This window comes from Streptomyces sp. NPDC022910 (assembly GCF_055561075.1).
This window is the reverse complement of sequence record NZ_JBVHHL010000061.1, coordinates 11,989-38,631: the sequence shown is the minus strand read 5'-3', so window position 1 is coordinate 38,631 and position 26,643 is coordinate 11,989. Positions and strand designations below refer to the sequence as shown.

Genomic DNA, 26,643 nt, shown 5'->3' with positions numbered 1-26,643 from the left:
TGTCGCGACGGAAACCACCACGGTCCTCACGCCGCTCGAACGAACGGCCACCACGGTCACCGTCCCGACGGTCGAAACCACGGTCACGGTCCCGGTCACGGTTGAAGCCACCCCGGTCGTCCCGGCGGTCGCGGTCGAAGGGACGACGGTCACGGTCGTTGTCGCGACGGAAACCACCACGGTCCTCACGCCGCTCGAACGAACGGCCACCACGGTCACCGTCCCGACGGTCGAAACCACGGTCACGGTCCCGGTCGACGCCACGGTCCCGGTTGAAACCGCCCCGCTCGTCCCGGCGTTCACGGCGCTCGTACGAACCGGCCGCGCGCTCCTCGCGCTCACCCCGTTCGGCGCGCTCGACGTCCTGGACGGTCGGCTGCTCCGGCACGGAGATCTCGGCGGCCGGCGCCTCGGCGGTCTCCGGCGACGCGGTGGCAGCCGCCGCCTGGACCGCCGCCTCCGGGTCCTCGCCCCGCTCCCGCGCGGCACGGGCGACCAGCCGGTCCGCCTCCTCGCGCAGTTCGGCGGCGCGCCGCGTGGCACGCTCCAACTGCTTGGTGAGCTGGGCGACCTCCCGCTCGGCCTGCTGCGCGGCGTTCCCGGCGGACTCGGCCTGGACCTCGGTCATGGACCGGGCGCCGGTGATCTCGGCAACCTCGGGGTCGAACGCGGCGCCGCCCTGGATGATGTGGCGCGAGGCGTCGACGCCCGCGTCCTCCATCAGCCGGAAGATCTGGCGCCGCTGGTGCGGCAGGGAAAGGGACACGACCGTGCCCGTACGGCCCGCGCGGGCGGTACGGCCGGCCCGATGCAGGTAGTCCTTGTGGTCACCGGCCGGGTCGACGTTCAGCACCAGGTCGATGCCGTCGACGTGGATGCCGCGGGCGGCGACGTCCGTCGCGACCAGGACGTTGACGTACCCGTCCTTGAAGTCGGCCAGCGTCCGGGTGCGGGCGCCCTGGGTCATGCCGCCGTGCAGCGCGTCGGCCTTCGCACCGGCGTCGCGCAGCTGCTCGGCGACGCGGTCCGCGCCGAGCTGGGTGCGCACGAAGATGATGGTGCGGCCCTTGCGGGAGGCGATGGCCGCGGTCACCGGCGCCTTGTCCTTGGGCTTCACGATCAGGATGTGGTGGGACATGGTCGTCACCGCACCCTGCGCCGCGTCGACCTCGTGGCTGACCGGGTCGCTGAGGTAGCGGTCGACGAGAGTCTGGATCTCGTTCTCCATGGTCGCGGAGAACAGCATCCGCTGGCCGCCCGCCGGAACCTGGTCGAGCAGCTCGGTGACCTCGGGCAGGAAGCCCAGGTCGGACATCTGGTCGGCCTCGTCCAGGACGGCGATCTGCACGTCCTCCAGGGAGCAGGCGCCGCGGTTGATGATGTCCCGCAGCCGGCCCGGGGTGGCGACCAGGACGTCCACGCCGCGCTCCAGGGCGTAGATCTGGTTGCCCATGGAGGTGCCGCCGCAGACGACCTTCATCTTCAGCCCGAGGACGTCGCCGTAGGGCTGCAGCGCGTCGGCGACCTGCATGGCCAGCTCGCGCGTCGGGGTGAGGATGACGGCCCGCGGCCGCTTCTTCTGGGTGTGGCCGCCGGCCAGCGTGGCCAGGGTCGGCAGGCCGAAGGAGAGGGTCTTGCCGGAGCCGGTGCGGCCGCGGCCGAGGATGTCCTTACCTGCCAGGGCGTCCGGGATGGTCGCGGCCTGGATCGGGAAGGGGACCGTCACACCGTTCTGCGCGAGCTTGCGGACGATGCCCTCGGGGAGGCCGAGGTCCGCAAAGGTGCTCTGGGGAGCCTCGTCCTGGGGCTCGGTGTGCTCGGGCACGACGGCGTGATCAGTACTGGCAATGGACATGCGAATGCGAAACCTTCCGGAGTCTCGTCGGCACGCGCCCGTCAACTCCGTGATTCGCATTACGACCGCCTCGATGCGGTCCGCCACGGCAAGGGAGAGTACGCGCCACACGGCGCGCTCTGCGTGGGCGCCGGGCAAATGGGATCAAACGATCTACCACCATACGCACCCGCCCCCTCCGAACGCAAACCGAGTCCCGCATCCCACGGGTGACCCTCACCACATGACCGACCCGCACAGCCGCGGCCCGGCCACGCCCGCCGGGCGGCTACACCGCCGGAGCCCCCGCACGGGGCGCCGGCTCCCGCTGCGCCAACTGCGTGGTCTGTTCGTGCGCCGAGGACGACGGCTCGGGGGTGCTCGCAGTCGGCGACGGCGGATCCGGCTCTTTCGTCGGCGACGGATCCGCCGGCGGCTCCGAGGGGCTCTGCTCCCCGTTCGTCGGCGCGGGCGGCACCCCTCCGTCGCCCTGGCCGCCCTTTGACGTCCCCTTGGCGGTCGGCTTGGCTCCCTCGCCCCGGGCACCGTGTCCGGACACGGACGCGGATGGTGAGGCGGACGAGCCGGACACGGACTCGTCCGGCTCGTTCGAACCCCCCTTGGCCGCCGCCCCTCCCCGGCCCCCGCCTCCGCCCTCGCCCACCGCCGACCCGCCGTCCGGAGCGGCCCCGCCGTGCCGCCCCGCCGAATGGGACGGCGAAGGACTGCCCGCGTCGTCCCCCACGCTCATACAGCCGGCCGCCGCGGCGACGGCCATCACCGCGGCGGCCAGACGGACGGATACGTAACAGGCGCGCACGGGCAGCCACCTCCGATAGGGGTCTCCCCTGCTGGCTCGGGGAAAGGTTCGAGGAGTCCCCCTGCCCAACTCCCGCCGCCCGCGAGAGGACACGCGCCCCGCGAGGAGAACGTCACCCGTCCTGGGGCGGCGACGGCGCAAGACGGCGTCAGCCGCACCCGTCCCGGACAGCCGCCCTCACCCGTACCCGAGCGCGTGCAGCCGGGCGTCGTCGATCCCGAAGTGATGTGCGATCTCATGCACCACTGTCACCTCGGTCTCCGCCACCACGTCCTCACGCGTCTCGCAGATCCGCAGGGTCGGCCCCCGGTAGATCGTGATCCGGTCCGGCAGCACCCCCGCGTACCACTCCCCGCGGTCCGTCAGTGGAGTCCCCTCGTACAGCCCGAGCAGCTCGGGATCGTCCGTGGGCGGCTCGTCCTCGACGAACACCGCGACGTTGTCCATCAACCGCGTCAACTCCGGCGGGATCCGGTCGAGCGCCTCGGCGACCAGTTCCTCGAACTCCTCGCGCGTCATCTCCAGCACAGGGCCATTGTCCGGTAAGACTCCCTCGTACGAGAGCCGTGAGTCGTCCCGCATATCAGCCCGGGAACCTGGGCAGACGGGACCAATGGCCCGCGTCCCCGTCGCAGCTCCGAACCGCATACGAAGGGCGTCCGGCACGCTCGCCCGGCACTACCGCTCGCTCCGTCCCCACCCGTCCGTCGCCCTCGTCCCACAGCCTCACCCCTGGCTCCGGGCACTCGGCATGGCAGGCGTCGTGCTCCTGGGCACCTGGCTGGGTCTGCTGATCGTGGGCAACGTACGCGTCCCGGTGGGCCCCATGGACACCACCATGACTCTGCGCCCCTCCCTCGCCGGTGGCACGAAGATCAACGTCTCCCCGCTCGGGGCTCTGGAGCTGAACAGCCACGAGGCCCCCGTCCGCCTCGACGTGAACGTCGACCAGCTCGACCCGGTCCGTGCGCAGGCCCTGGTCGACCACCCGGAGCGGATCTCCGGGCTCCAGGAGGAGATCACGCACGACGTCGAAGACGGCACGCTCGACCTCGCTGTGCGTTCCTGCGTGGCGGTGGTCGCCGGCGCCACCGGGTTGGGGCTGGCCGTCTACCGCCGCCCGCGCCGCGCCCTCGCCGCCGGCGGTCTGGCGCTCGCCCTCCTCGCCGCCTCCGGAGCGACGGCCTACGCCACCTGGAACCCCAAATCGGTCCTGGAGCCGAAGTTCTCCGGTCTGCTCTCCTCCGCCCCCTCCCTGGTCGGCAACGCGCGCAGCATCGTCACCGAATTCGACGTGTACCAGAAGGAGTTGGCGCGCCTGGTGACGAACGTGACGAAGCTGTACGACGTCACGTCCACCCTCCCGGCGTACCAGCCCGATCCGACGACCATCCGGGTCCTGCACGTCTCCGACATCCACCTCAACCCGGCGAGCTGGAAGATCATCGCGTCGCTGGTGGAGCAGTACAGGATCAACGTGATCGTCGACTCGGGCGACACGATGGACCACGGCACGGCGGCGGAGAACGGATTCCTGGATCCGATCGCCGACCTGGGCGCCCCGTACCTCTGGGTCCGCGGCAACCACGACTCCCGCACGACCCAGCGCTATCTCGAGCACATGAAGAACGTCCATGTCCTGGACGACGGCAAGGCGATCACGGTTGCGGGCCTGCGCTTCGCCGGGATCGGCGACCCGCAGTTCACCCCCGACCGCTCGGTCGCGCCGGGCGGCGACCGAGCCGAGGAACTGGCGGGCGCGCGCCTGGCCGCCGCCCTGAGCGATCAGAAGGCCGCCGGCACCCCCGTGGACATCGCGATCGCCCACGAGCCCGAGGCCGCGCGCGAGACGGACGGCGAGGTTCCCCTGGTCCTGGCCGGGCATCTGCACCACGAGGAGACGGAGATCATGAAGTACGGCACCCGGCTGCGCCTCGAAGGGTCGACGGGCGGCAGCGGGCTGCGCGCGGTCGAGCACCAGTACCCCGCGCCCATCGAGGCCTCGGTCCTCTACCTGGACCGGGACACCCGCCGCCTCCAGGCCTGGGACGAGATCAGGCTGGGCGGCCTGGGCCAGACGACGGCGGAAGTGACCCGCCACCTGGCTGAGGAGAACCAGCCGGGAGGAAGCCCCACCCCGGGCACCACACCCCCCGCCACCGCGCCCACGGGCAGCACCGGCGCAACACCGACGCGCTCCGGGGCGACCCCCGCGCCGAGCACCCCCTGAACCGTTTTGGCGAACCCTCCCCCCATCCCATATGCTTCTCACGTCCCCGACGCGCTGAGAAGCGCCCAGGCGGGCCGATAGCCCTCATCGTCTAGCGGCCTAGGACGCCGCCCTTTCAAGGCGGTAGCACGGGTTCGAATCCCGTTGGGGGCACGCACCACCGTGTGCGACACTGTCGTACGCATGCTTGGTCCTGTGGAGCAGTTTGGAGTGCTCGCCACCCTGTCAAGGTGGAGGCCGCGGGTTCAAATCCCGTCAGGACCGCTGAGGTTTCACATGAGACCTCGTGGCTGGGTAGCTCAGTTGGTACGAGCGTCCGCCTGAAAAGCGGAAGGTCGCCGGTTCGACCCCGGCCCCAGCCACCATCGCTGAACAGCGAAAACGCCCCCGTCGAGATCATCGGCGGGGGCGTTGCGTTGGCGGACTGACGGCAGAACGACGGCAGTGCGGCTACTCTGACCGCTTGCTGAGCTGGGTCAACGCCTTTCTCTTCTCCTCTGTGGAGGCGTGGGCGTACACACCGAGGGTGACCTGAAGATCACTGGCAACCCGTGCTCCCCGTGTGCCCGATCAGACGGCAAACTACGGGGAGCAGCAGGGAGCTGCGGAGGCTGCCACGAGAAGCCACAGGTCAGCGTCTTACCAGGTCAGTCGTCATCCGCATATGCGATCTTCCAAACTGGCGCTCAAGCACCCAGAACCGCGGCACTTGACCGAGCCATCGAGGCTCCGCCGCCACAAGGCCTTGCCTCTTTGACCAGAATCTAGGGACGCCACTGCTCGCGGTAGTCGGGGTGCTCAGCGTAGGACTGTGCGAGTACGCGGAGGGCATATGTGAGACCGGCGAAACGTGGGTCTGTGGGATCCATGGCCGCGTAGTCCCGCGCCAGCATGTCAACTAGGTCGAGCATCGGCAGGTGACTGTCAAGCAGGGCATTGCCGCCGAAGCGGTAGCTCACCTCGGCATAAGCGTGGTTGTCCGCCTCATACCGGGCGTGAATGAACTGCAGGAGGTCGTCCATGAGCTGATTCTCGCGTGCCGTCGTCAGCTCCAGATTCCCCGTGCCACAACCGCGCCAGATGGGGCGGGGTGTTTTGGCCGACGATCTGCCGGACGATGTGCGGCGGTACCCCCAGGTCGAGCAGGAGCGAGACGGCGGAGTGCCGGAGATCGTGCAACCGGATCTCCAGACCGAGCCGCTTGAAAAGCGGGTCCCAGCTCCTCCGCAGGTTGTCCGGCTCCAGCGGGGTGCCGATGCGGGACGTGAAGATCAGACCGTGACTCCATGCCGGCCGCCGGACCTGGGGACCGATCGTGACGGGGTCTCCGAGCGCGGCCGCGACGGCGATGGTCAGAACTGCCGGCGACCGACCACCACGGCCCGGGGCCCGAGGGCAACTTCCCCTCCCCGTCCGCCCGTTCACGCTCCACCGATGTCCTGACCGGCACGGCGGCGTGCCGGCACCGCCACCGGGGCGCTCGACCGAGCCCGTTTCCGCCTCGCCTTGGCCTTCTTTGCGCGCGCCAATGCGTTTCTTGGGCGTGACACGGTCCACAGGCCCCTTTCCGTACACGTTCTCCCCCTCGGATGTCGGTGCATGGTCCGCAGGCTTCACCCATGGTCCGCACAGCCCGAGGAGAACCCTTGTCCAGACGTCCTGCCCGCCCTGTCGCGGCGGCCGCAGCCGCCCTCGCCGCCGTGGGTGCCCTCACCGCCACGGCCACCGAGCCCGCCTCGGCGCACGCCTCCGCCACGCAGGCCCGCGCCGCCGACCGGCACGTTCTGCTGCTGTCGGTCGACGGACTGCACCAGTCCGACCTGGACTGGTACCTCGCCCGCCACCCGCAGTCGGCACTCGCCCGCCTCACCGCCGGCGGCGTGGAGTACACCCACGCACGGACCACCGTCCCCTCCGACTCGTTCCCCGGCATGGTCGGCCAACTCACCGGCGGCAACCCGGGCACCACGGGCGTCTACTACGACGACACCTACAGCAACGCCCTTCTCGCCGCCGGCACGACGGCCTGCACGGGCGCGAAGCCCGGCGCCGAGGTCGACCTCACCGAGGACCTCGACCGCGACAAGGCGTCCCTCGACGCGGGTCAGGGCCTCAGCGGCCTGCCCGGCAGCATCCTGAACATGACCGGCGACGCACGCAGCCTCATCGATCCGTCGAAACTGCCGGTCGACCCGAAGACCTGCGAGCCGGTCTATCCGCACGACTACCTGGAGGTCAACACGGTCTTCGACGTGGCCCGCCAGGCCGGTCTGCGGACCGCTTGGTCGGACAAGCACGTCGCGTACGAGATCCTCGACGGCCCCTCCGGCAACGGCATCCAGGACCTGTTCGCCCCCGAGATCAACAGCGACGCGACCGACTACCCGGCGGGCGACGACTGGACGAAGGACAACGCGGCGACCGAGCAGTACGACGGCTACAAGGTGCGGGCCGTCCTCAACGAGATCGACGGCTACGACCACAGCCGCACGCACAAGGTCGGCACGCCGGCGGTCTTCGGCATGAACTTCCAGTCCGTCTCGACCGCCCAGAAGCTTCCCGCCTCCGACGGCCTGACGGGTGGTTACCTGGCGAAGGGCGTGCCCGGGCCGCTGCTGACGAAGAACCTCGCGTTCATCGACAAGGAGGTCGGGGCGTTCCTCGCCGAACTCCACGAGCGACACCTGGACGGCAGCACGACCGTCATCCTCTCTGCCAAGCACGGGCAGTCGCCGACCGACCCCAAGGCACTGACCCGCATCGACGACGGCCCCCTGCTGGACGGTCTCAACGCCGCCTGGAAGTCCGCCCACCCGGGCTCCGGTGACCTCGTCGCGCACGCGGTCGACGACGACGCCATGCTCCTGTGGCTCACCGACCGCTCCAAGTCCGCAACCGACTTCGCCAAGGCGTACCTCCTCGCCCGGTCCGGTACCGGCAACGACATCGACGGCAAGGCCAAGCCCTTCACCGCGAGCGGTCTGAAGACGCTTTACGCCGGTGCGGCCGCCGCCCGCTACTTCCACGTCCGGCCGGGCGACGCACGCGTACCCGACCTGTTCGGCATCACCCAGTACGGCGTCGTGTACACCGGGGGCAAGGGCAAGATCGCCGAACACGGCGGCGCCCACGCCGACGACCTCGACGTCCCGCTCGTCGTCTCCGGCGCCACCGCCCGGCACGGTGCCCGCGTCGGCGCCCGGGTGGAGACCACGCAGATCGCCCCGACGATCCTGCGGCTGCTCGGTCTCGACCCGCGTGCCCTGGACGCCGTACGCATCGAGCACACGCCGGCCCTGCCGACGCGTTGACCCGACCGTGGTGGGGCCGCCGCACGAGCCGTCCCACCACCGGTCGCGTGCCGGTCGGGCGGGGCACCGCTCCGCCCCTACCACCGGGGCAGGCCATCGCTGTCCCCCGCCTGCCCGCTACACGCGCGGGCGGCTTCAGCGGGCTCAGCGTCCAGGACTTCAGCTATCCGACGACCAGGGAGAACGCCGAGAGCAGTGCGCACGCGCGTCGACCGACAAGAGAGCAGGCCCCGGCCACCTGAACAGACGCTCGATCCACCGACGGTGGCGGGCCGTCACACCAGTGCGGCTCCCGCCACGGCCGACCGCCATCCGAGGCCCGCACGGCTGCGCCGGCCGGGGGACAGTCCTGGACCCATCGCCGGGAGTAGTTGCGGCCGTCCCTGCCACCCCGGCCTGGGGGGTCGGCCTCCTCCGTCCTTCTTGAGGCGAGCACCATGCCCCGATTTGAGGCGAGCACCACGCCCCTTGGGCTCATCGCCCTTACCGCGAAGCCTCCGTGGAGACCTCATGCGTGGACCTCGCCCCGCAGTGGGGTCTCTGTTGCCCTGTTCGTCGTTGCAGGGCTGTGACGCGGCCTGGCACCAAGGGCCGACCGTCCACCGAGCTTGGCATGTTCCGGCTCGGACGCTACGTTCTGGCGGGTCGAGGCAGAGGCAGCCGAGCGAGTAGGGAGATCATGAGCGGAGACCGGGCCAAGGCCCTGGGGGACGTCGGGCTGGAGAAGGACCGGGCCCGCTACGGCCTGCTCGCGGTGATCACCAGCAACCTCGCGATCGCCGGTGTCGCGATCTTCGGCGTATGGCGCCTGGACGGCGACAAGTCCGTGATCGTCGGCGTCCTCACCGCGGCCTTCACCGCCGTCAGCAGCATGACCACCGCGTACCTGGGCATCAAGGCCGTCTCCAACACGGCGAAGTCCATGGCTCAGGAGAGGACCACCCGCGCCCCGTCCACGCCTTTGGTGCCCCAGCAGCCGGGCGACCACTGAGCCGACAGGGGCACTGCACCCCGCGTCACCCACCCGTACGGCCCACACGCGCGGTCGCGACGAACCGCCGGAGACAAATCGTTAGCCACGGATTTCGCCGAGATGAGATCCTGGACCGCGTATGTCTACGCATCCTGCCCCCGCCCTCGGCACCCTCGCCCCCCGCCTGACCGATCTGTCGCTGCGCGACGCGCACCGCCTCGGCCGCAGGCTCGAAGGCGCGCGCAAGATCCGCAAGCCCGAGGCCCGCACCGCCGTACTCGCCGAGATCGAGGCGGAGGTCGCCAAGGCCGAGGGCCGGATCGCCGAGCGCACCGCCCGCGTGCCCGCCGTCACGTACCCCGAGCAGCTTCCCGTCAGCCAGAAGAGGGAAGAGATCGCCGACGCCATCCGCGACCACCAAGTCGTGATCGTGGCCGGTGAGACCGGTTCCGGCAAGACGACCCAGATCCCCAAGATCTGCCTCGAGCTCGGCCGTGGGGTCCGCGGCATGATCGGCCACACCCAACCCCGTCGTATCGCGGCCCGTACCGTCGCGGAGCGGGTGGCCGAGGAGCTCGACACGCCGCTTGGCGAGGCCGTCGGCTGGAAGGTGCGGTTCACCGACCAGGTCAACCCGGACGCCACCTTCGTCAAGCTGATGACGGACGGCATCCTGCTCGCCGAGATCCAGACGGACCGTGAGCTGCACGCCTACGACACGATCATCATCGACGAGGCCCATGAGCGGTCCCTCAACATCGACTTCCTGCTGGGCTACCTCGCCCAGCTCCTGCCCAGGCGCCCGGACCTCAAGGTCGTCATCACCTCGGCCACGATCGACCCCGAGCGCTTCTCCCGGCACTTCGGCGACGCGCCGATCATCGAGGTCAGCGGACGTACGTACCCCGTGGAGGTGCGCTACCGTCCCCTCCTCGAAGAGGACTCCGACGACGCCGACCGCGACCAGATCACCGCGATCACGGACGCCGTCGAGGAACTGATGGCCGAGGGCCAGGGCGACATCCTGGTCTTCCTCTCCGGCGAACGCGAGATCCGCGACACCGCGGATGCCCTGACCAAGAAGCAGTACAGGTTCACCGAGATCCTGCCCCTGTATGCCCGGCTCTCCCACGCCGAGCAGCACCGCGTCTTCCAGCCGCACACGGGCCGCAGGATCGTCCTGGCCACGAACGTCGCCGAGACGTCCCTCACCGTCCCGGGCATCAAGTACGTCATCGACCCCGGCTTCGCCCGCATCTCGCGCTACAGCCACCGCACCAAGGTCCAGCGCCTGCCCATCGAGCCGGTCTCCCAGGCGAGCGCCAACCAGCGCAAGGGCCGCTGCGGCCGTACGTCCGACGGCATCTGCATCCGGCTGTACAGCGAGGAGGACTTCGACGCCCGCCCCGAGTTCACCGACGCCGAGATCCTCCGCACGAACCTCGCCTCCGTCATCCTCCAGATGACCGCGGCCGGCCTCGGCGAGATCGAGAAGTTCCCCTTCATCGACCCGCCGGACCACCGCAACATCCGCGACGGTGTCCAGCTCCTGCAGGAACTGGGCGCGCTGGACCCGGCCCAGAAGGACCCGCGCAAACGCCTCACCGACACCGGCCGCAAACTCGCCCAGCTGCCGGTCGACCCGCGCCTCGCGCGCATGGTCCTGGAGGCGGACAAGAACGGCTGCGTCCGCGAGGTCATGGTCATCGCCGCCGCCCTGTCCATCCAGGACCCCCGCGAGCGGCCCGCCGACAAGCAGGCGCAGGCCGACCAGCAGCATGCCCGCTTCCGGGACGAGACGAGCGACTTCCTCGCCTACCTCAACCTGTGGCGCTACCTCCGCGAGCAGCAGAAGGAGCGGGGCTCGTCGTCGTTCCGCCGGATGTGCAAGCAGGAGTATCTGAACTTCCTGCGCATCCGCGAGTGGCAGGACATCTACACGCAGCTGCGCACGGTCGCCAAGCAGATGGGCATCCACCTCGACGAGCAGGAGGCCCCGGCCGACCGCGTCCACATCTCCCTCCTCGCCGGCCTGCTCTCGCACGTCGGTATGAAGGACGTGAAGGAGTCCAAGGACTCCGGCCCCGGCGCGCGCAGGGACGGCGGGCGCAACGAGTACATCGGCGCCCGCAACGCCAAGTTCGCGATCTTCCCGGGCTCGTCCCTGTTCAAGAAGCCCCCGCGCTTCGTGATGTCCGCCGAGCTCGTGGAGACCTCCCGCCTGTGGGCGCGCGTCAACGCGAAGATCGAACCGGAGTGGGTCGAGCCGCTCGCCGAGCACCTGCTCAAGCGGACCTACAGCGAACCGCACTGGGAGAAGGACCAGGCAGCCGTGATGGCGTACGAGAAGGTCACGCTGTACGGCGTCCCGATCGTGGCCCAGCGGAAGGTGAACTACGGCCGTATCGACCCCGAGGCGAGCCGAGAGCTGTTCATCCGGAACGCCCTCGTCGAGGGCGACTGGCGCACGCACCACAAGTTCTTCGCCGACAACCGCAAGCTCCTCACCGAGGTCGAGGAACTGGAGCACCGTGCCCGGCGCCGGGACATCCTGGTCGACGACGAGACGCTCTTCGACTTCTACGACCAGCGGGTGCCCGAACACGTCGTGTCCGGCGCCCACTTCGACTCCTGGTGGAAGCGCAAGCGGCACGAGCAGCCCGACTTCCTCGACTTCGAGCGCGAGATGCTCATCAACGAGAAGGCGGGCGCGGTCACCAAGGACGACTACCCCGACTCCTGGCGCCAGGGCCGCCTGAAGTTCAGGGTCACGTACCAGTTCGAGCCGGGAGCGGACGCGGACGGCGTGACGGTCCACATCCCGCTGCAGGTCCTCAACCAGGTCACCGACGAGGGCTTCGACTGGCAGATCCCGGGCCTGCGGGAGGAAGTGGTCACCGAGCTGATCCGTTCCCTGCCGAAGCCCATCCGCCGCAACTACGTCCCGGCGCCGAACTACGCGAAGGCGTTCCTGGAAAAGGCGGTGCCCCTGCAGGAGCCGCTCACCGTGACCATGGCGCGCGAGCTGAAGCGCATGGTCGGTGTGCCCTTCGAGGCCGAGGACTTCGACTGGTCCAAGGTGCCCGACCACCTCAAGATCACCTTCCGGATCGCAGACGAGCGGCGCCGCAAGCTCGACGAGGACAAGGACCTTCAGGCGCTGAAGCTCCGACTGAAGCCGAAGGCACGCAAGGCCCTCTCGCAGGCGGCAGCGGCCACGGCCGAGCGGCAGGGCGGGGAGTCCCTGGAGCGTACGGGCCTGGTGGACTGGACGATCGGCGCGCTCACTCGTGTCTTCGAGACCCGCCGCGCCGGCCAGCCCGTGAAGGCGTACCCCGCGCTGGTCGACGACGGCGACACGGTTTCCGTTCGTCTCTTCGACACGGAGGAGGAGCAGGCCCAGGCCATGTGGAAGGGCACGCGGCGCCTGATCCTGCGGAACATCCCGGTGAACCCCGCGAAGTTCGCGTCCGAGAAGCTGACGAACGCCCAGAAGCTCGGCCTGTCCGCGAACCCGCACGGCTCGATCCAGGCCCTGTTCGACGACTGCGCGATGGCGGCCGCGGGCAAGCTGATCGGGGACTTCGGCGGGCCGGCGTGGGACGAGGAGTCGTACCGGAAGCTGTACGACAAGGTGCGCGCGGAGATCGTCGACACGACGGTGCGTACGGTCGGACAGGTGCAGCAGGTGCTGGCCGCGTGGCAGGCCTGTGAGCGCCGCCTCAAGGCCGTACGCAGCCCGGCGCTGCTGCCGAACCTGACCGACGTGCGGGCGCAGCTGGACGCCCTCGTGAAGCCCGGCTTCGTCACGGAGGCGGGCATACGGCGGCTGCCCGACCTGATGCGCTACCTGGTCGCCGCGGACCGCCGGCTGCAGCAGATGCCGACGAACGTCCAGCGGGACACGACGCGCATGGCGAAGGTGCAGGAGATGCGGGACGAGTACGCATGGCTGCTCGAGCAGCTGCCGCAGGGCCGGCCCGTGCCCTCCCAGGTGCTGGACATCCGCTGGATGATCGAGGAGCTCCGCGTCAGCTACTTCGCGCATGCGCTGGGCACGGCGTATCCGGTCTCGGACAAGCGCATCGTGAAGGCTATCGACGCGGCGGTCCCGTAACGGCTTGATCACAGTGGGTGAGTTCGACCGGGGGCTCACCCTCCTGTACAGTCTCTTCTCGCAGCGCACCGCACACAGGGTCGGATATCCGGCTCCGCCGGGCGGACGCCGCGAAACCTGGTCCTGTGGAGCAGTTTGGAGTGCTCGCCACCCTGTCAAGGTGGAGGCCGCGGGTTCAAATCCCGTCAGGACCGCACAGCGCAAAAGCCCCGCACCCTCGAGGTGCGGGGCTTTTGCGTGCCGCCGTGGCGCCCCGGGGTGCAACCGGCTGAAGCCCTGTCAGGGGCGGGTGCACGCCGGTCCGGTCCCGAATCCCTCATGCCCCGCGCTCTTATGCGTTCCGGTGCGTCTTGACGGCGTCACTTTCCGCCGGTACCCCAGAAACCAGGGACCCCGACTGCCCGGGCCCGGGGGAGGTGGCGTATGGCGGCATCCGCCCGGCACGAGACGCGCGCTCTGCTCCGTGCCCATCTGTCCGCCGCTTCGGGGTACCGCCACCTGACGCGACACTGCCCCGTCTGCCATCAGCTCCTGCGCCTGGCCATGGAACCCGCCCAACACGGCGAGGAGGGCCCCGAGACGGCCGCCGAGGACGACAGCCCTTCCAGGGCGTGAGGCGAGCCTGTCGTGCGTCTCCACCGCGCAGCGACGTGGCTGTCGGCCGGAAGGTTCGCAGCGCCTCCGCGTGGGCACTCCTGGACGTACGGTCCACCCAACGACCGCCTCGTAACGCCGCGTTCTTCTAGCAAAGACACCACGGACGCAACAAGGACCCCGGCATGTGACGGGTGTCACCGCAAAGGTTTTTGGAACCGCGAAACTTACACCCCTCCTACAAAGGGTCAATTTAATATGTGCAATTGCACTGCCCCCTGACGTCCCGCACAGCAGATCCGACGGCCCTCCCCAGACTCCGACAAGGTCGCTCACAGACGGGCCTGGCGCACCACGGTCCGGGCACAAAAAAGATCGCGCTGGACCCGGCGGAGTCCAGCGCGATCGACGACGCACCCTTGTCGTACCTCTACTGACCTTGGGCGAGGGCCCTGTTGGGGCAGAACCCACGTCGCTTGGAGCTGTGGTTCGGACGTCGCGGCAGATGGGGGACCTGCCGGTATGTCCGGCTATGCGGTTGTCAGGCTTCGCTGCGCTGCTGCGGGATGCCCGCGAGCAGAGCGCGCACCTCGGCCTCGCGGTAGCGGCGGTGCCCGCCGAGCGTACGGATCGACGTGAGCTTGCCGGCCTTCGCCCACCGCGTGACCGTCTTCGGGTCGACGCGGAACATCGTGGCGACCTCAGCCGGGGTCAGCAGCGGCTCGGCATCAGGGGTGCGAGCGGTCATGAGCGGCCTCCTCGGGAGAACCGAACCTTCTCGGTTCTTTCCTCTAAATTCTGCACCTTGACCCGCGTTGCCCGAAATGGTGGACGCGAGTCGAGTCGGTTATAGGACGAACGGCTTGTCCTCGGCACTACAACTACACCATCTGTCCAGCCGCGTCGGCCAAACCGATGGAATTGCCCTCCCAGGTGTTCATCAGCGACGGAAGCCGATGGACCATGCCATAGCGGACAGTCACGCCGCTGTGACGATCAGTCACAGGGCGATCAGGAGTCACCAGACCCCCCAAAGCATGCAATGCTGAGTTTCCGCCCATAAGTGGACAGAAGGAACCTCCCCCGGGCTCCTTGTCCTATTTTGGCACGAGGAGGGCCGTAAGGCGCAAGGTCCTTGTAAGTGCCGTCCGTCACGCTTGGCGGCATAAGCCCGGATCGGGACCTACGTCCCTCGTGTCGACATGCGGTACGTCAACCATGGGCCAAGGGTTGTGACTTCACCATGTCTCGCAGGTCACAATTCGCGCACTGATTCGCCGAAGGCCTGGCCGAGGACGCGTCCTCAGTTCGCCGACCGACGCTCCCGTACGGTCCGCCAGCGCTCCACCAGCCGCCCGTACGCCTCCCCGGCGGCGACCCCGTCCCCCAGCCGAAGGGCCTGGATGCCCTCGGCGACGTCGGCGGCCGAGTGATCCCCGTCCAGCTCGGCGGCCGGCAGGACGTGGACGAGCCCGCCGTAGTCCAGCTCGACCAGCGAGCGCGGATGGAACTCCTCCAGCCACCGCCCCACGTCCACCAGGCCGTCGATGAGCGGCCCCTCGTCGATGGCGTCCCTGAGGGTCCGCAGCGCCCGCGCGGTGCGCCGCCGGGCCTGCACCATGGGTGTGCGGTAGCGCAGCATCGGGGGCACCTCGCCGGACCCCTTCTCGTACCTGCGCTCGTCGTCGGAGACCAGCACGAACCAGTTCAGCGGCACCTGCCAGGTCGCGGTGCGGATCCACGGGCGCGCGTCCGGATTGCGCTCCAGCCAGCGCTCGTAGTCCTGGGCGGCCTGGCGGCGCACGACGGGCGGCAGGACCGCGTCCAGTACCGGCACGGGCAGCTCCTGCGCCAGGTCTTCGAGCGCCTGCCAGCCGCGCAGCCGTGTGCGCCACGGGCAGACGTACGGCGCCCCGTCGACCTCGGTCACGAAGGCGTCGCTGCTCTCGTGCACCGGCACCGGGACCGGGGGGGTGGGCAGCAAGTCGGCCAGCGAGCGCCGCAGTTCGTCCTGGTACGAGGGACGCTCGGGGCGCCGGGCGTACCGCTCCCAGTGGCCCCGCTCCGGCTCCGGGAAGGCGGCCAGCGGTTCGTACACGCGAAGGTAGGACGCGTACGGGACGATCACCGAGGACACCTTGGGCACGCCTGCTCCCTCCCCATCGGACCTGACCCGAAACCCGGCCGGGCGGCACCCGGCCGGGGTGGAAAACCATTGCAAATCGTCCCACGAACCCGTCCGGGCGTACTCCGAGGGAGGGTGATCGCGGGCATCGCGCGGTGAGTGGCCGCATACACGCTCTACGCTCTTGCCCAACGGGCCCCGCCACCCGCACGGGATCCACCCCTCAACCGCCGCTACACAATCGGGAGTCACCACCGTGACCGACGTAACCGACGGCGTCCTGCACACCCTGTTCCGCTCGGATCAAGGGGGTCACGAGCAGGTAGTGCTCTGTCAGGACCGGGCCACTGGCCTCAAGGCCGTCATCGCGATCCACTCCACCGCCCTGGGCCCCGCCCTCGGCGGCACCCGCTTCTACCCGTACGCGACCGAGGAGGCGGCCGTCGCCGACGCGCTGAACCTCGCGCGCGGGATGTCGTACAAGAACGCCATGGCCGGTCTCGACCACGGCGGCGGCAAGGCCGTGATCATCGGTGACCCCGACCGGATCAAGACCGAGGAACTGCTGCTGGCGTACGGCCGCTTCGTGGCCTCGCTGGGCGGGCGGTACGTCACTGCCTGTGACGTCGGCACCTATGTGGCCGACATGGATGTCGTGGCGCGGGTGTGTCCGTGGACCACCGGGCGCTCCCCGGAGAACGGCGGCGCGGGTGACTCGTCCGTCCTGACCGCCTACGGCGTGTTCCAGGGCATGCGCGCCTCCGCCCAGCATCTGTGGGGAGACCCCACCTTGCGCGGCCGCAAGGTCGGCATCGCGGGCGTCGGCAAGGTCGGGCACTACCTCGTCGAACACCTGCTGGAGGACGGTGCCGAGGTCGTGATCACGGACGTACGGCCGGACGCCGTACGCCGGGTCACCGACGCACACCCCGAGGTCGCAGTGGCCGCCGACACCGACGCCCTCATCCGCGGCGCCCATCCCCTGGGTGCGCTCGACATCTACGCACCCTGCGCGCTCGGCGGGGCACTGAACGACGAATCCGTGCCGGTGCTGACGGCGAAGGTGGTGTGCGGCGCGGCCAACAACCAGCTGGCGCACCCGGGTGTGGAGAAGGACCTCGCCGACCGCGGGATCCTCTACGCGCCGGACTACGTCGTCAACGCCGGCGGTGTCATCCAGGTCGCCGACGAGCTGCACGGCTTCGACTTCGACCGGTGCAAGGCGAAGGCGTCGAAGATCTTCGACACGACGCTCGCCATATTCGCACGCGCGAAGGAGGACGGCATCCCACCGGCCGCCGCAGCCGACCGGATCGCCGAGCAGCGGATGGCGGAGGCCCGGACGCCGGCCTTCGCCGGGGAGGCCGCGCAGGTTTGACCGGTACCCGCCGATGGGAGGTTGGAGAGAACTCTCACTCTTATCGGCGGGTCGTCCGCCGATAAGTGGTTAAAATCGGCCGTGACCAGCGAGGACGGGGCACCTCGGCGGTCTTGTGCACACGCCCGTCCTGCGGGCGACGTACCGTATGGGCGCGGGCTCAGGTACCGTGGAAGCCCTACGGACCGGCCTCTCCGCGGAGAGTCCGTTCCGGATCATGAACGCGTGTCAGACTCTGGGGCCGTTGAGCCCCGTCGTTGAGGGGGTCGAGCCATGGGGCGCGGCCGGGCCAAGGCCAAGCAGACGAAGGTCGCCCGCCAGCTGAAGTACAACAGCGGTGGGACGGACCTCTCACGCCTGGCCGAGGAGCTGGGCGCATCGACATCGAACACGTCGCCGAACGGCGACCGGTTCGAGGACGATGAGCACGACGACGAACTGTACGCACGGTACGCCGATCTTTACGCGGACGACGACGAGGACGAGGACGACGACTCCTCGCAGCAGCGTCGCGGCGCTTGACCCTGCACTGCCACCCGGTCCGTGGCCCAGCCACGGACCGGGTTCTGTGCTGTCCGCCGGGAACTCAGCCCGCGAGGCGTTTACTGTGCATACGTACCCACCAGGGCCGCGCCCGTCTCGTGGTCGCCCCGGTCGGTGATCTCGCCGGCGGCCCATGCCTCCACGCCGCGGTCGGCCAGGGCGGCGAGCGCCACGTCCACCGACTGCTCGGGGACGATGGCGATCATGCCGACGCCCATGTTCAGGGTCTTCTCCAACTCCAGGCGCTCGACGTCGCCGGTCTTCCCGACGAGGTCGAACACCGGCGCCGGGGTCCAGGAGGAGCGGTCGACGACGGCATGCAGGTCGTCCGGGATCACACGGGCCAGGTTGGCCGCGAGCCCGCCGCCGGTGATGTGGCTGAACGCGTGCACCTCGGCGGTACGGGTCAGTGCCAGACAGTCCAGCGAGTAGATCTTCGTGGGCTCGAGCAGTTCCTCGCCGAGGGTGCGGCCGAGTTCCTCGACGTGCTGGTCAAGGCCGAGCTTCGCCTGGTCGAGGAGGACGTGCCGGACGAGGGAGTACCCGTTCGAGTGAAGTCCGGAGGCGGCCATGGCGATCACCGCGTCACCCTTGCGGATACGGTCGGCGCCGAGCAGTCGCTCCGCCTCCACGACGCCCGTACCGGCGCCCGCGACGTCGAAGTCGTCCGGACCGAGGAGGCCCGGGTGTTCGGCCGTCTCACCGCCCACCAGGGCGCAGCCCGCCAGCACGCAGCCCTCGGCGATGCCTTTCACGATGGCGGCGACACGCTCCGGATGGACCTTGCCGACGCAGATGTAGTCGGTCATGAACAGCGGCTCGGCGCCGCACACCACGATGTCGTCCATGACCATGGCGACCAGGTCGTGACCGATGGTGTCGTAGACGCCCATCCGGCGCGCGACGTCGACCTTCGTGCCGACGCCGTCGGTGGCGGAGGCCAGCAGGGGACGCTCGTAGCGCTTGAGGGCGGAGGCGTCGAAGAGGCCGGCGAAGCCGCCGAGGCCGCCGAGGACCTCGGGCCGCTGCGTCTTCTTCACCCACTCCTTCATGAGCTCCACGGCGCGGTCGCCCGCCTCGATGTCGACGCCCGCGGCCGCGTAGGAAGCACCCTTGGAGGTGCCCGTCGACGGAGTCGACTGATCGAACACAGCAGACATTGCCTGGGATCTTTCGGGGTAGGTGGTGCGGCTCAGGGACGACGGATCGCGTCGGCCGCGGCCGTGGCGGCGGGACCGGCCGCCAGCTCGGTCTCCAGCAGCTGCTTGCCCAGCAGCTCCGGGTCGGGCAGCTCCATCGGGTACTCGCCGTCGAAGCAGGCGCGGCACAGGTTCGGCTTGGCGATGGTGGTCGCCTCGATCATGCCGTCGAGGGAGATGTACGCCAGAGAGTCCGCGCCGAGGGACCGGCCGATCTCGTCGACCGACATGCCGTTGGCGATCAGCTCGGCGCGGGTGGCGAAGTCGATACCGAAGAAGCAGGGCCACTTCACGGGCGGGGAGGAGATCCGGATGTGAACCTCGGCGGCGCCTGCCTCACGCAGCATCCGCACCAGCGCCCGCTGGGTGTTGCCGCGCACGATCGAGTCGTCGACGACGACCAGGCGCTTGCCTTTGATGACTTCCTTGAGGGGGTTCAGCTTCAGACGGATGCCGAGCTGGCGGATCGTCTGCGAGGGCTGGATGAAGGTGCGGCCGACGTACGCGTTCTTCACCAGACCGGAGCCGAACGGGATGCCGGATGCCTCCGCGTAGCCGATCGCCGCCGGGGTGCCGGACTCGGGCGTCGCTATCACCAGATCGGCATCGGCGGGGGCCTCCTTGGCGAGGCGGCGGCCCATCTCGACACGGGAGAGATGGACGTTCCGGCCGGCGATGTCGGTGTCCGGGCGGGCCAGGTACACGTACTCGAAGACACAGCCACGGGGCTTCGCTTCCGCGAAGCGAGACGTCCGCAGACCGTTCTCGTCTATCGCGACGAACTCGCCCGGCTCGATCTCGCGGATGAAGCTGGCGCCCGTGATGTCGAGCGCGGCGGTCTCGGAGGCGACGACCCAACCGCGCTCCAGACGCCCGAGGACCAGGGGGCGGATGCCTTGCGGGTCACGGGCCGCGTAAAGGGTCTGCTCGTCCATGAAGACCAGCGAGAAGGCGCCCTTGACCTGGGGCAGGACCTTGGCCGCCGCCTCCTCGACCGTCAGCGGCTTGCCGTCGTCGTCGACCTGGCCGGCCAGAAGGGCGGTGACGAGGTCGGTGTCGTTCGTGGCGGCGACCTGAGTGGCGCGGCCGTTCTCCTTGGGCAGGTCGGCGACCATCTCGGCGAGCCGCGCCGTGTTGACGAGGTTGCCGTTGTGACCGAGCGCGATCGAGCCGTGCGCCGTGGCGCGGAACGTCGGCTGTGCGTTCTCCCAGACGGAGGCGCCGGTGGTCGAGTAGCGGGCGTGTCCGACCGCGATGTGACCCTGGAGCGAACCGAGCGAGGTCTCGTCGAAGACCTGGGAGACCAGGCCCATGTCCTTGAAGACGAGGATCTGGGAGCCGTTGCTGACCGCGATACCCGCGGATTCCTGACCCCGGTGCTGGAGGGCGTAGAGCCCGAAGTACGTCAGTTTTGCGACCTCTTCACCCGGGGCCCAGACACCGAAGACGCCACACGCGTCCTGGGGGCCTTTCTCACCGGGGAGCAGATCGTGATTGAGTCGACCGTCACCACGTGGCACGGCATCGAGTGTAGGCGAGATCGTGCACGGTTCCGAATCCGGTCGTCCGCGCTGCAGGGCTTTCGACCTCGTCGGAGATCCGGGGTCAGGGCTCGGTGACCGCGTTGACGCCCTTGCCGTTCTCGCTGGTCAGCGCGATGCTGCGGTGGTCGAGCCGGTAGGAGAGCGCCTGCCCGAAGAGCTTGCCGAGCGCCTTCTCGGTGTCCATGAGTGAGCCGTCGCACATCCTGCGGGTCACCTTGGGCGTGCCCAGGGTGAGGTGACCGTCGCGTACGGTCGCCTTCGCCGTGAACCGGTTGCAGCCGAGGCTGCCCGACGCCGTGCCGGTCTTCTGGTCGAGGATGAACCAGGCCCTGCCCGTCGCCTCGGCGGGAAGCGAGGAGGCGACGTCGCCGTCCACCAGCGACGTGACCTGCCACCTGGTGCCGTACAGGGACGCGTCGCTCTCCTTGATGAGGCGCACGCGGTCCCCGTTTCCCGCGGTGAGCGTCAGCCGGTCCCGCTCGCCGGCAGCGGTGAGCGAACCGCCCGCGAGCGTGCGGGAGAAAGCCGCCTCGAACGCCATCGGGGACTTCTCGCAGGCCATGTCGGTGGACTGGGCGGGGCCGAAGTCGACGCGGTCGCCCCGCACGGTGACGGACGCGCCGAAGCTGTTGCAGCCGTAGTTGCCGCGGGCCCGGCCGTGGTCGTCGATCCGGAGGTACGCGCCGGTCGGTGCGTTCCTGGTGCTGCCGTCGGCGGTGAGGCTCTCGACGCGCCAGTGGACGCCGGTGACGGGCGCGTCGGTGTCCGAGCCCACGGAACTGCTGCCGCTGCCCGAACCGGCTTCGGTACCGCAGGCCACCGCGAGCGGGAGCAGGGTCAGGACGGTGAGGGCCAGTCGGTGCTTGTCCATGGGGGTGGGACGGGCGGGGCTCGGGGGCGGTTCCACGCGGGGCGCAGGGACCGGACTGTCACACCTTGACCAGGTTGCCCCACCATGACATGACCGGGCTGTCACACCATGAGTGGCAACAGACCACTGAGGTCGGCCCGCTCACCGCTCGCGGCGACCTTGGCGTCGGCGAGGGCGGCCTCCCACTCCATGCGGCCCGTCGCCAGCCGGATCCAGGTCAGCGGGTCGGTCTCCACGACGTTCGGCGGGGTGCCGCGGGTATGGCGTGGACCCTCGATGCACTGCACGACGGCGTACGGCGGGATGCGCACCTCGGTGGAGGCGCCGGGCGCCTTCGCGGCGAGCGCGTCGGCGAGCAGGCGGGTTGCGGCGGCGAGGGCCTGGCGGTCGTAGGGGATGTCGAGATCCGGGACGGCGGCGTTCAGGTCGTCGGTGTGGACGACGAGTTCGACGGTGCGGGTGACGAGGTAGTCGGCGAGCGGCATCGCCCCCGCGTTGGTGTCGAGCAGCCGGGTTGCGGGGTGTTCGGCGAGGCGGTGGGTGAACTGCTTCTCCACGTCGGCGAGGAAGGCGCCGAGGTCGGGGTGCTGCTCGCCCAGCCGGTGGGCGACGTCGGCGATGGCCGCGGAGTCGGCCGAGGTCGCGAACGGCCAGTCGAGCACGGCGGCGTCCTGCCTGGGTGGCTCCGGCCTGTCGAGGAACCGGCCGACCGCCGCGAGGGCCATCCCGGTGTGTGCGAGCAGTTCCCGTACGGTCCAGTCCCCGAGCCGGGTGGGAAGCGCGAGCTGCTCCGATGTGAGGCTCCCCACGGCCTCCCGTACGTTCCCGAACTGGGCGAGGACCGCGGCGCGGGTCTTGGCGGGGTCGTATGTCCGTGTGCGCTTCTTGGCCGGGGGCATGGCGGTGAGCCTATGCCTTGACCCCGTTACCCGTTCAGGCCTTTCGCGATCAGGTCGAAGGCGCGGTGGGCGCGTTCGGCGGCGCCGGCGGCGACCTCGTCGACGGTCTCGCCGCCGTCGACGCGGCGGTGGTGCTCCTCGACGAGGGCGTTGCGGGCGGCGGTCAGCGTGGCGGCGGCGATCATGGCGAGCGTGGCGTCGCCGGTCTCCTCGGCGAGCAGGTCGGCCAGTTCGCGTGCGCCCTTCTCCGACTCGACGTAGGCGCGTTTCATCAGCACGGGCGTCGCCATGATCACCTCGCGGATCCGGCGGGCGAACGGCTCACTGTGCAGGCCTGTGGCGCCGACCGGCATCCGCTTCTTCCAGACCCTGGGCACGGCCCTGGGCACGCCGCCGTCTTCGGCACCCTCATCACCCGGCTGTACGACGGGCCCGGCCCCCTCTCTTCCCTGACGGGCGCGGCGCGTACGGCCGGAGTGGAGGCCTACGTCGACGCGATGGACGGCGTGTTCGTCTGCGGGGCCGCGCTGATGGCGGTGTGCCTGGTGCCGGCGGTGCGGCTGCCCAGGTCCCGCCCGGCGCAGGGCGCTTCGGAACCCGCGAGCGAGCCCGTCGCGGTCTGACGCCCACATGGTGAGGGCCCCGCCCGTCGGAACGGGCGGGGCCTTCACCGTCGTAGAACCGCTTACGCGAGCAGCGCCGGAATGGTCTCCTCGTGGGCCTTCCGCAGCTCCTCCAGCGACAGCTCGAACTGGCCCTGGAGCTCGACCGTGTCACCGTCCACGACACCGATACGGGTGACGGGCAGAGCGCGCGCCCCGCACATGTCGTTGAAGCGGACCTCCTCCGAGCGCGGCACCGCGACGAGCGCACGGCCGGCCGACTCGGAGAAGAGGAAGGTGAACGCGCCGAGCCCGTCCGGCACGATGAGCCGCGCACCCTTGCCGCCGAGCAGCGCCGACTCGACCACGGCCTGGATCAGACCGCCGTCGGACAGGTCGTGCGCGGAGTCGATCATGCCGTCGCGGGAGGCCGAGATGAGGATCTCGCCGAGCAGCCGCTCGCGCTCCAGGTCGACCTGCGGGGGCAGACCGCCGAGGTGGTCGTGGACGACCTGCGACCAGGCCGAACCTCCGAACTCCTCACGGGTGTCGCCGAGGAGGTAGAGCAGCTGCCCCTCCTCCTGGAAGGCGACGGGCGTACGGCGGGCGACGTCGTCGATGACACCCAGCACCGCCACCACGGGCGTCGGGTGGATGGCCGCCTCGCCCGTCTGGTTGTACAGGGAGACGTTACCGCCGGTCACCGGGGTCCCCAGCTGCTGACAGGCGTCCGCGAGGCCGCGGACGGCCTCCGCGAACTGCCACATGACGGCCGGGTCCTCGGGCGAGCCGAAGTTCAGGCAGTCGGAGACGGCCAGCGGCTTGGCACCGGTGGTCGCCACATTGCGGTACGCCTCGGCGAGGGCGAGCTGCGCGCCCGCGTACGGGTCGAGCTTCGCGTACCGGCCGTTGCCGTCCGTCGCGATGGCGACGCCGAGCCCGGACTCCTCGTCGACGCGGATCATCCCGGAGTCCTCGGGCTGGGCGAGGACCGTGTTGCCCTGCACGAAGTGGTCGTACTGAGAGGTGATCCACTTCTTGGATGCCTGGTTGGGGGACGACACCAGCTTCAGGACCTGGTCCTTCAGCTCCTGGGCGGTCTCCGGCCGCGGGAGCTTGTTCGCGTCGTCCGCCTGGAGGGCGTCCTGCCACTCCGGACGGGCGTACGGGCGCTCGTAGACCGGGCCCTCGTGCGCGACCGTCCGCGGGTCGACGTCGACGATCTTCCCGCCGTGCCAGTAGATCTCCAGACGGTCCCCGTCGGTCACCTCACCGATGACGGTGGCGATGACGTCCCACTTCTCGCAGATCTCCAGGAACCGCTCGACCTTCTCCGGCTCGACGACCGCGCACATGCGTTCCTGCGACTCGCTCATGAGGATCTCCTCGGGCGAGAGCGTGGAGTCGCGCAGCGGTACGTCGTCCAGGGTCACGCGCATGCCGCCGGAGCCGTTGGAGGCCAGCTCGGACGTGGCACAGGACAGACCGGCCGCACCGAGGTCCTGGATGCCGACGACCAGCTTCTCCTTGAACGCCTCCAGGGTGCACTCGATGAGGAGCTTCTCCTGGAAGGGGTCGCCGACCTGCACGGCGGGGCGCTTGGAGGGCTTCGCGTCGTCGAAGGTCTCGGAGGCGAGGATCGAGGCGCCGCCGATGCCGTCACCACCCGTACGGGCGCCGTACAGGACGACCTTGTTGCCCGCCCCGGACGCCTTCGCGAGGTGGATGTCCTCGTGCCGCATGACACCGATGGCTCCGGCGTTGACCAGCGGGTTGCCCTGGTAGCAGGAGTCGAAGACGACCTCGCCGCCGATGTTGGGCAGGCCCAGGCAGTTGCCGTAGCCACCGATGCCGGCCACGACGCCCGGCAGGACACGCTTGGTGTCGGGGTGGTCGGCCGCGCCGAAGCGCAGCGGGTCCACGACGGCGACCGGCCGCGCGCCCATCGCGATGATGTCGCGCACGATGCCGCCGACGCCGGTCGCGGCGCCCTGGTACGGCTCGACGTACGAGGGGTGGTTGTGCGACTCGACCTTGAAGGTGACCGCGTAGCCCTGGCCGACGTCGACGACGCCCGCGTTCTCGCCGATGCCGACGAGCAGGGCGTCGGAGTCCGGGGCCTTCTCGCCGAACTGGCGCAGATGGACCTTGCTGCTCTTGTACGAGCAGTGCTCGGACCACATGACCGAGTACATGGCGAGCTCGGCGCCGGTCGGGCGGCGGCCCAGGATCTCGACGATCCGCTCGTACTCGTCCTTCTTCAGACCGAGTTCGGCCCAGGGCAGCTCGACGTCGGGGGTCGCGGCCGCGTGCTCGACCGTGTCCAGAGGCGTCCGGCTCATACGTTGACCAGCTTCTTGAGGATCGAGGTGAAGAACAGGAGGCCGTCGGTACGACCGGTACCGATCAGCGACTCGACGGCGTGCTCGGGGTGCGGCATGAGGCCGACGACGTTCCCGGCCTCGTTGGTGATGCCGGCGATGTCCCGGAGAGAGCCATTGGGATTGAAGTCGAGGTACCGGAAGACGACCCGGCCCTCCGCCTCCAGCTTGTCGAGCGTGTACTCGTCGGCGACATACCGGCCGTCCATGTTCTTCAGCGGAATGTGGATCTCCTGGCCTGCGGTGTAGTCGCTGGTCCAGGCGGTCTCCGCGTTCTCCACCCGCAGTTTCTGGTCGCGGCAGATGAAGTGGAGGTGGTCGTTGCCGAGCATCCCGCCCGGGAGGAGGTGGGCCTCGGTGAGGATCTGGAAGCCGTTGCAGATGCCGAGGACCGGAAGTCCGGCCTTCGCCTGCTCGATGACCGTCTCCATCACCGGCGAGAAGCGCGAGATGGCACCGGCACGCAGATAGTCGCCGTAGGAGAAACCACCCGGCAGCACCACGGCGTCGACCTGCTCGAGGTCCTTGTCCTTGTGCCAGAGGGCGACCGGTTCGGCGCCCGCGAGGCGGATCGCGCGCTGGGTGTCCCGGTCGTCGAGACTCCCCGGGAAAGTGACGACGCCAATACGAGCGGTCACTTCGCCGCCTCCGCGACTTCCTCCACCTTGACGGTGAAGTCCTCGATCACGGTGTTGGCGAGGAAGGATTCCGCAAGATCGTGGATGCGGGCGAGCGCGGCCTCGTCGACCGGCCCGTCAACTTCCAGTTCGAATCGCTTTCCCTGACGTACGTCGGAGATGCCGTCGAAACCCAGTCGCGGCAGTGCGCGCTGCACCGCCTGGCCCTGGGGGTCGAGGATCTCCGGCTTGAGCATGACGTCGACTACGACGCGTGCCACTGGCACTCCCGGTGTGTGGTGCTGAGCAGGTTCCTTCAGACTACCCGCACAAAATTTCTACTCGCGTAGATTCGTAGCATCCTACGTGACCGCCATCACGATCCTGCATCGGCGCGGGGCCTCGCACGGAAAATCCTCGGAAAAACCGCAGAAGAGCGAGGACGGGCCATTGCGCGCGGACACGCGGAGGTATTCAGTCGGTCTTCACGATGCAATGCCGGGCACTGTACAAAGGAAATGGCAATAGCCGATACTTTGCTCAATTACTGCCGGACAGTCGACATCTTCCCGACATCCGCCGGACGTCTGTGCACGTCATGGTGT

The 26,643-nt window shown here is 69.5% G+C and carries 22 protein-coding genes, 4 tRNA genes and 1 pseudogene; 12 read left to right on the top strand and 15 right to left on the bottom strand.

Annotated elements, in window-relative coordinates; translation table 11 throughout:
• From ACZ3TS_RS35545 to ACZ3TS_RS35535, 3 genes are all read right to left on the bottom strand, one after another.
• The coding region (locus tag ACZ3TS_RS35545; protein WP_467625973.1) for a DEAD/DEAH box helicase at positions 1-1,855 on the bottom strand (1,855 nt) is incomplete at its 3' end.
• A 268-nt stretch (positions 1,856-2,123) separates the two neighbouring features.
• Positions 2,124-2,654: a hypothetical protein gene (locus tag ACZ3TS_RS35540; protein WP_467625972.1), complete on the bottom strand. Its 531-nt coding sequence runs from the start codon at positions 2,652-2,654 to the stop codon at positions 2,124-2,126.
• Between the two features lie 177 nt (positions 2,655-2,831).
• Positions 2,832-3,182: a metallopeptidase family protein gene (locus ACZ3TS_RS35535; RefSeq protein ID WP_467625970.1), complete on the bottom strand. Its 351-nt coding sequence runs from the start codon at positions 3,180-3,182 to the stop codon at positions 2,832-2,834.
• Positions 3,183-3,267: 85 nt separating this feature from the next.
• Here ACZ3TS_RS35535 and ACZ3TS_RS35530 point away from each other — a divergent pair, with 85 nt between their 5' ends.
• The 4 genes from ACZ3TS_RS35530 (at position 3,268) to ACZ3TS_RS35515 (ending at position 5,249) form a co-directional block, all read left to right on the top strand.
• Positions 3,268-4,884, top strand: a complete 1,617-nt coding sequence (locus ACZ3TS_RS35530) for a metallophosphoesterase family protein (RefSeq protein ID WP_467625969.1) — start codon at positions 3,268-3,270, stop codon at positions 4,882-4,884.
• Positions 4,885-4,964: 80 nt separating this feature from the next.
• A tRNA-Glu gene (locus ACZ3TS_RS35525) sits at positions 4,965-5,037 on the top strand.
• Positions 5,038-5,073: 36 nt separating this feature from the next.
• Positions 5,074-5,148 (top strand) — tRNA-Asp (locus ACZ3TS_RS35520).
• A 24-nt stretch (positions 5,149-5,172) separates the two neighbouring features.
• A tRNA-Phe gene (locus ACZ3TS_RS35515) sits at positions 5,173-5,249 on the top strand.
• 399 nt (positions 5,250-5,648) lie between these two features.
• On the opposite strand, the gene ACZ3TS_RS35510 is transcribed toward ACZ3TS_RS35515, so the two are convergent.
• On the bottom strand, positions 5,649-5,906 hold the full coding sequence (locus ACZ3TS_RS35510; protein WP_467625967.1) for a DUF6221 family protein: 258 nt from the start codon (positions 5,904-5,906) through the stop codon (positions 5,649-5,651).
• Positions 5,907-5,976: 70 nt separating this feature from the next.
• Positions 5,977-6,162 (bottom strand): annotated as a pseudogene (locus ACZ3TS_RS35505) (tyrosine-type recombinase/integrase); the annotation flags it as partial.
• A gap of 368 nt (positions 6,163-6,530) precedes the next feature.
• Between ACZ3TS_RS35505 and ACZ3TS_RS35500 the strand changes: the two are divergent.
• The 5 genes from ACZ3TS_RS35500 (at position 6,531) to ACZ3TS_RS35480 (ending at position 13,900) form a co-directional block, all read left to right on the top strand.
• Complete coding sequence (locus tag ACZ3TS_RS35500; protein ID WP_467625966.1) at positions 6,531-8,195, top strand: alkaline phosphatase family protein; 1,665 nt, start codon at positions 6,531-6,533, stop codon at positions 8,193-8,195.
• A 679-nt stretch (positions 8,196-8,874) separates the two neighbouring features.
• A complete protein-coding gene (locus ACZ3TS_RS35495; protein WP_467625964.1) occupies positions 8,875-9,186 on the top strand; it encodes a hypothetical protein in 312 nt (103 codons plus the stop codon).
• A gap of 121 nt (positions 9,187-9,307) precedes the next feature.
• Positions 9,308-13,285 carry an ATP-dependent RNA helicase HrpA gene (gene hrpA / locus ACZ3TS_RS35490; RefSeq protein WP_467625963.1) on the top strand — a complete coding sequence of 1,326 codons (3,978 nt, stop codon included), beginning with the start codon at positions 9,308-9,310 and terminating at the stop codon, positions 13,283-13,285.
• A 119-nt stretch (positions 13,286-13,404) separates the two neighbouring features.
• Positions 13,405-13,479: transfer RNA gene (locus ACZ3TS_RS35485), tRNA-Asp, on the top strand.
• 229 nt (positions 13,480-13,708) lie between these two features.
• Positions 13,709-13,900 carry a DUF6274 family protein gene (locus ACZ3TS_RS35480; protein WP_467625961.1) on the top strand — a complete coding sequence of 64 codons (192 nt, stop codon included), beginning with the start codon at positions 13,709-13,711 and terminating at the stop codon, positions 13,898-13,900.
• Positions 13,901-14,420: 520 nt separating this feature from the next.
• On the opposite strand, the gene bldC is transcribed toward ACZ3TS_RS35480, so the two are convergent.
• Entirely contained in the window at positions 14,421-14,627 is a 207-nt protein-coding gene (gene bldC / locus ACZ3TS_RS35475) for a developmental transcriptional regulator BldC (RefSeq protein WP_003949541.1), read from the bottom strand.
• A gap of 555 nt (positions 14,628-15,182) precedes the next feature.
• Positions 15,183-16,025 carry a DUF8083 family protein gene (locus tag ACZ3TS_RS35470; protein ID WP_467625959.1) on the bottom strand — a complete coding sequence of 281 codons (843 nt, stop codon included), beginning with the start codon at positions 16,023-16,025 and terminating at the stop codon, positions 15,183-15,185.
• A gap of 235 nt (positions 16,026-16,260) precedes the next feature.
• Between ACZ3TS_RS35470 and ACZ3TS_RS35465 the strand changes: the two genes are divergently transcribed.
• Positions 16,261-17,382, top strand: coding sequence for a Leu/Phe/Val dehydrogenase (locus ACZ3TS_RS35465; RefSeq protein WP_467625958.1), 1,122 nt, complete (start codon positions 16,261-16,263; stop codon positions 17,380-17,382).
• Between the two features lie 273 nt (positions 17,383-17,655).
• Positions 17,656-17,904 carry a DUF3073 domain-containing protein gene (locus ACZ3TS_RS35460; RefSeq protein WP_467625957.1) on the top strand — a complete coding sequence of 83 codons (249 nt, stop codon included), beginning with the start codon at positions 17,656-17,658 and terminating at the stop codon, positions 17,902-17,904.
• Between the two features lie 80 nt (positions 17,905-17,984).
• Here the strand turns inward: ACZ3TS_RS35460 and purM are convergent, their stop codons facing one another.
• From purM to ACZ3TS_RS35435, 5 genes are all read right to left on the bottom strand, one after another.
• Positions 17,985-19,085 (bottom strand): phosphoribosylformylglycinamidine cyclo-ligase, encoded by a 1,101-nt coding sequence (purM, locus tag ACZ3TS_RS35455; RefSeq protein ID WP_467625956.1) that lies wholly within the window; start codon positions 19,083-19,085, stop codon positions 17,985-17,987.
• Positions 19,086-19,117: 32 nt separating this feature from the next.
• Entirely contained in the window at positions 19,118-20,644 is a 1,527-nt protein-coding gene (gene purF / locus ACZ3TS_RS35450; RefSeq protein ID WP_467625955.1) for an amidophosphoribosyltransferase, read from the bottom strand.
• Between the two features lie 85 nt (positions 20,645-20,729).
• Positions 20,730-21,539 carry an META domain-containing protein gene (locus ACZ3TS_RS35445; protein WP_467625953.1) on the bottom strand — a complete coding sequence of 270 codons (810 nt, stop codon included), beginning with the start codon at positions 21,537-21,539 and terminating at the stop codon, positions 20,730-20,732.
• Between the two features lie 101 nt (positions 21,540-21,640).
• On the bottom strand, positions 21,641-22,438 hold the full coding sequence (locus ACZ3TS_RS35440) for a maleylpyruvate isomerase family mycothiol-dependent enzyme (protein WP_467625952.1): 798 nt from the start codon (positions 22,436-22,438) through the stop codon (positions 21,641-21,643).
• A 26-nt stretch (positions 22,439-22,464) separates the two neighbouring features.
• A complete protein-coding gene (locus ACZ3TS_RS35435; protein WP_467625951.1) occupies positions 22,465-22,827 on the bottom strand; it encodes a hypothetical protein in 363 nt (120 codons plus the stop codon).
• 87 nt (positions 22,828-22,914) lie between these two features.
• Here ACZ3TS_RS35435 and ACZ3TS_RS35430 point away from each other — a divergent pair, with 87 nt between their 5' ends.
• On the top strand, positions 22,915-23,061 hold the full coding sequence (locus ACZ3TS_RS35430) for a hypothetical protein (protein ID WP_467625949.1): 147 nt from the start codon (positions 22,915-22,917) through the stop codon (positions 23,059-23,061).
• Between the two features lie 62 nt (positions 23,062-23,123).
• Here ACZ3TS_RS35430 and purL read toward each other — a convergent pair whose 3' ends face one another.
• Genes purL through purS form a run of 3 tightly spaced genes read right to left on the bottom strand, consistent with a single transcriptional unit; the run spans position 23,124 to position 26,319 of the window.
• Complete coding sequence (gene purL / locus ACZ3TS_RS35425; RefSeq protein ID WP_467625948.1) at positions 23,124-25,382, bottom strand: phosphoribosylformylglycinamidine synthase subunit PurL; 2,259 nt, start codon at positions 25,380-25,382, stop codon at positions 23,124-23,126.
• Positions 25,379-26,059: a phosphoribosylformylglycinamidine synthase subunit PurQ gene (purQ, locus tag ACZ3TS_RS35420; RefSeq protein WP_467625947.1), complete on the bottom strand. Its 681-nt coding sequence runs from the start codon at positions 26,057-26,059 to the stop codon at positions 25,379-25,381. Before purQ ends, purL begins: the two co-directional genes overlap by 4 nt.
• On the bottom strand, positions 26,056-26,319 hold the full coding sequence (purS, locus tag ACZ3TS_RS35415; protein WP_007383088.1) for a phosphoribosylformylglycinamidine synthase subunit PurS: 264 nt from the start codon (positions 26,317-26,319) through the stop codon (positions 26,056-26,058). Before purS ends, purQ begins: the two co-directional genes overlap by 4 nt.
• Positions 26,320-26,643: the final 324 nt, after the last annotated feature.

What these genes read in the sequence shown, in the direction of transcription:
- ACZ3TS_RS35530 (WP_467625969.1), top strand. Translation starts at nt 3,268, where the DNA reads ATGGCCCGCGTCCCCGTCGCAGCTCCGAACCGCATACGAAGGGCGTCC.
- ACZ3TS_RS35510 (WP_467625967.1), bottom strand. Translation starts at nt 5,906, where the DNA reads ATGGACGACCTCCTGCAGTTCATTCACGCCCGGTATGAGGCGGACAAC.
- ACZ3TS_RS35495 (WP_467625964.1), top strand. Translation starts at nt 8,875, where the DNA reads ATGAGCGGAGACCGGGCCAAGGCCCTGGGGGACGTCGGGCTGGAGAAG.
- hrpA (WP_467625963.1), top strand. Translation starts at nt 9,308, where the DNA reads ATGTCTACGCATCCTGCCCCCGCCCTCGGCACCCTCGCCCCCCGCCTG.
- ACZ3TS_RS35480 (WP_467625961.1), top strand. Translation starts at nt 13,709, where the DNA reads ATGGCGGCATCCGCCCGGCACGAGACGCGCGCTCTGCTCCGTGCCCAT.
- bldC (WP_003949541.1), bottom strand. Translation starts at nt 14,627, where the DNA reads ATGACCGCTCGCACCCCTGATGCCGAGCCGCTGCTGACCCCGGCTGAG.
- ACZ3TS_RS35460 (WP_467625957.1), top strand. Translation starts at nt 17,656, where the DNA reads ATGGGGCGCGGCCGGGCCAAGGCCAAGCAGACGAAGGTCGCCCGCCAG.
- purM (WP_467625956.1), bottom strand. Translation starts at nt 19,085, where the DNA reads ATGTCTGCTGTGTTCGATCAGTCGACTCCGTCGACGGGCACCTCCAAG.
- ACZ3TS_RS35445 (WP_467625953.1), bottom strand. Translation starts at nt 21,539, where the DNA reads ATGGACAAGCACCGACTGGCCCTCACCGTCCTGACCCTGCTCCCGCTC.
- ACZ3TS_RS35440 (WP_467625952.1), bottom strand. Translation starts at nt 22,438, where the DNA reads ATGCCCCCGGCCAAGAAGCGCACACGGACATACGACCCCGCCAAGACC.
- purL (WP_467625948.1), bottom strand. Translation starts at nt 25,382, where the DNA reads ATGAGCCGGACGCCTCTGGACACGGTCGAGCACGCGGCCGCGACCCCC.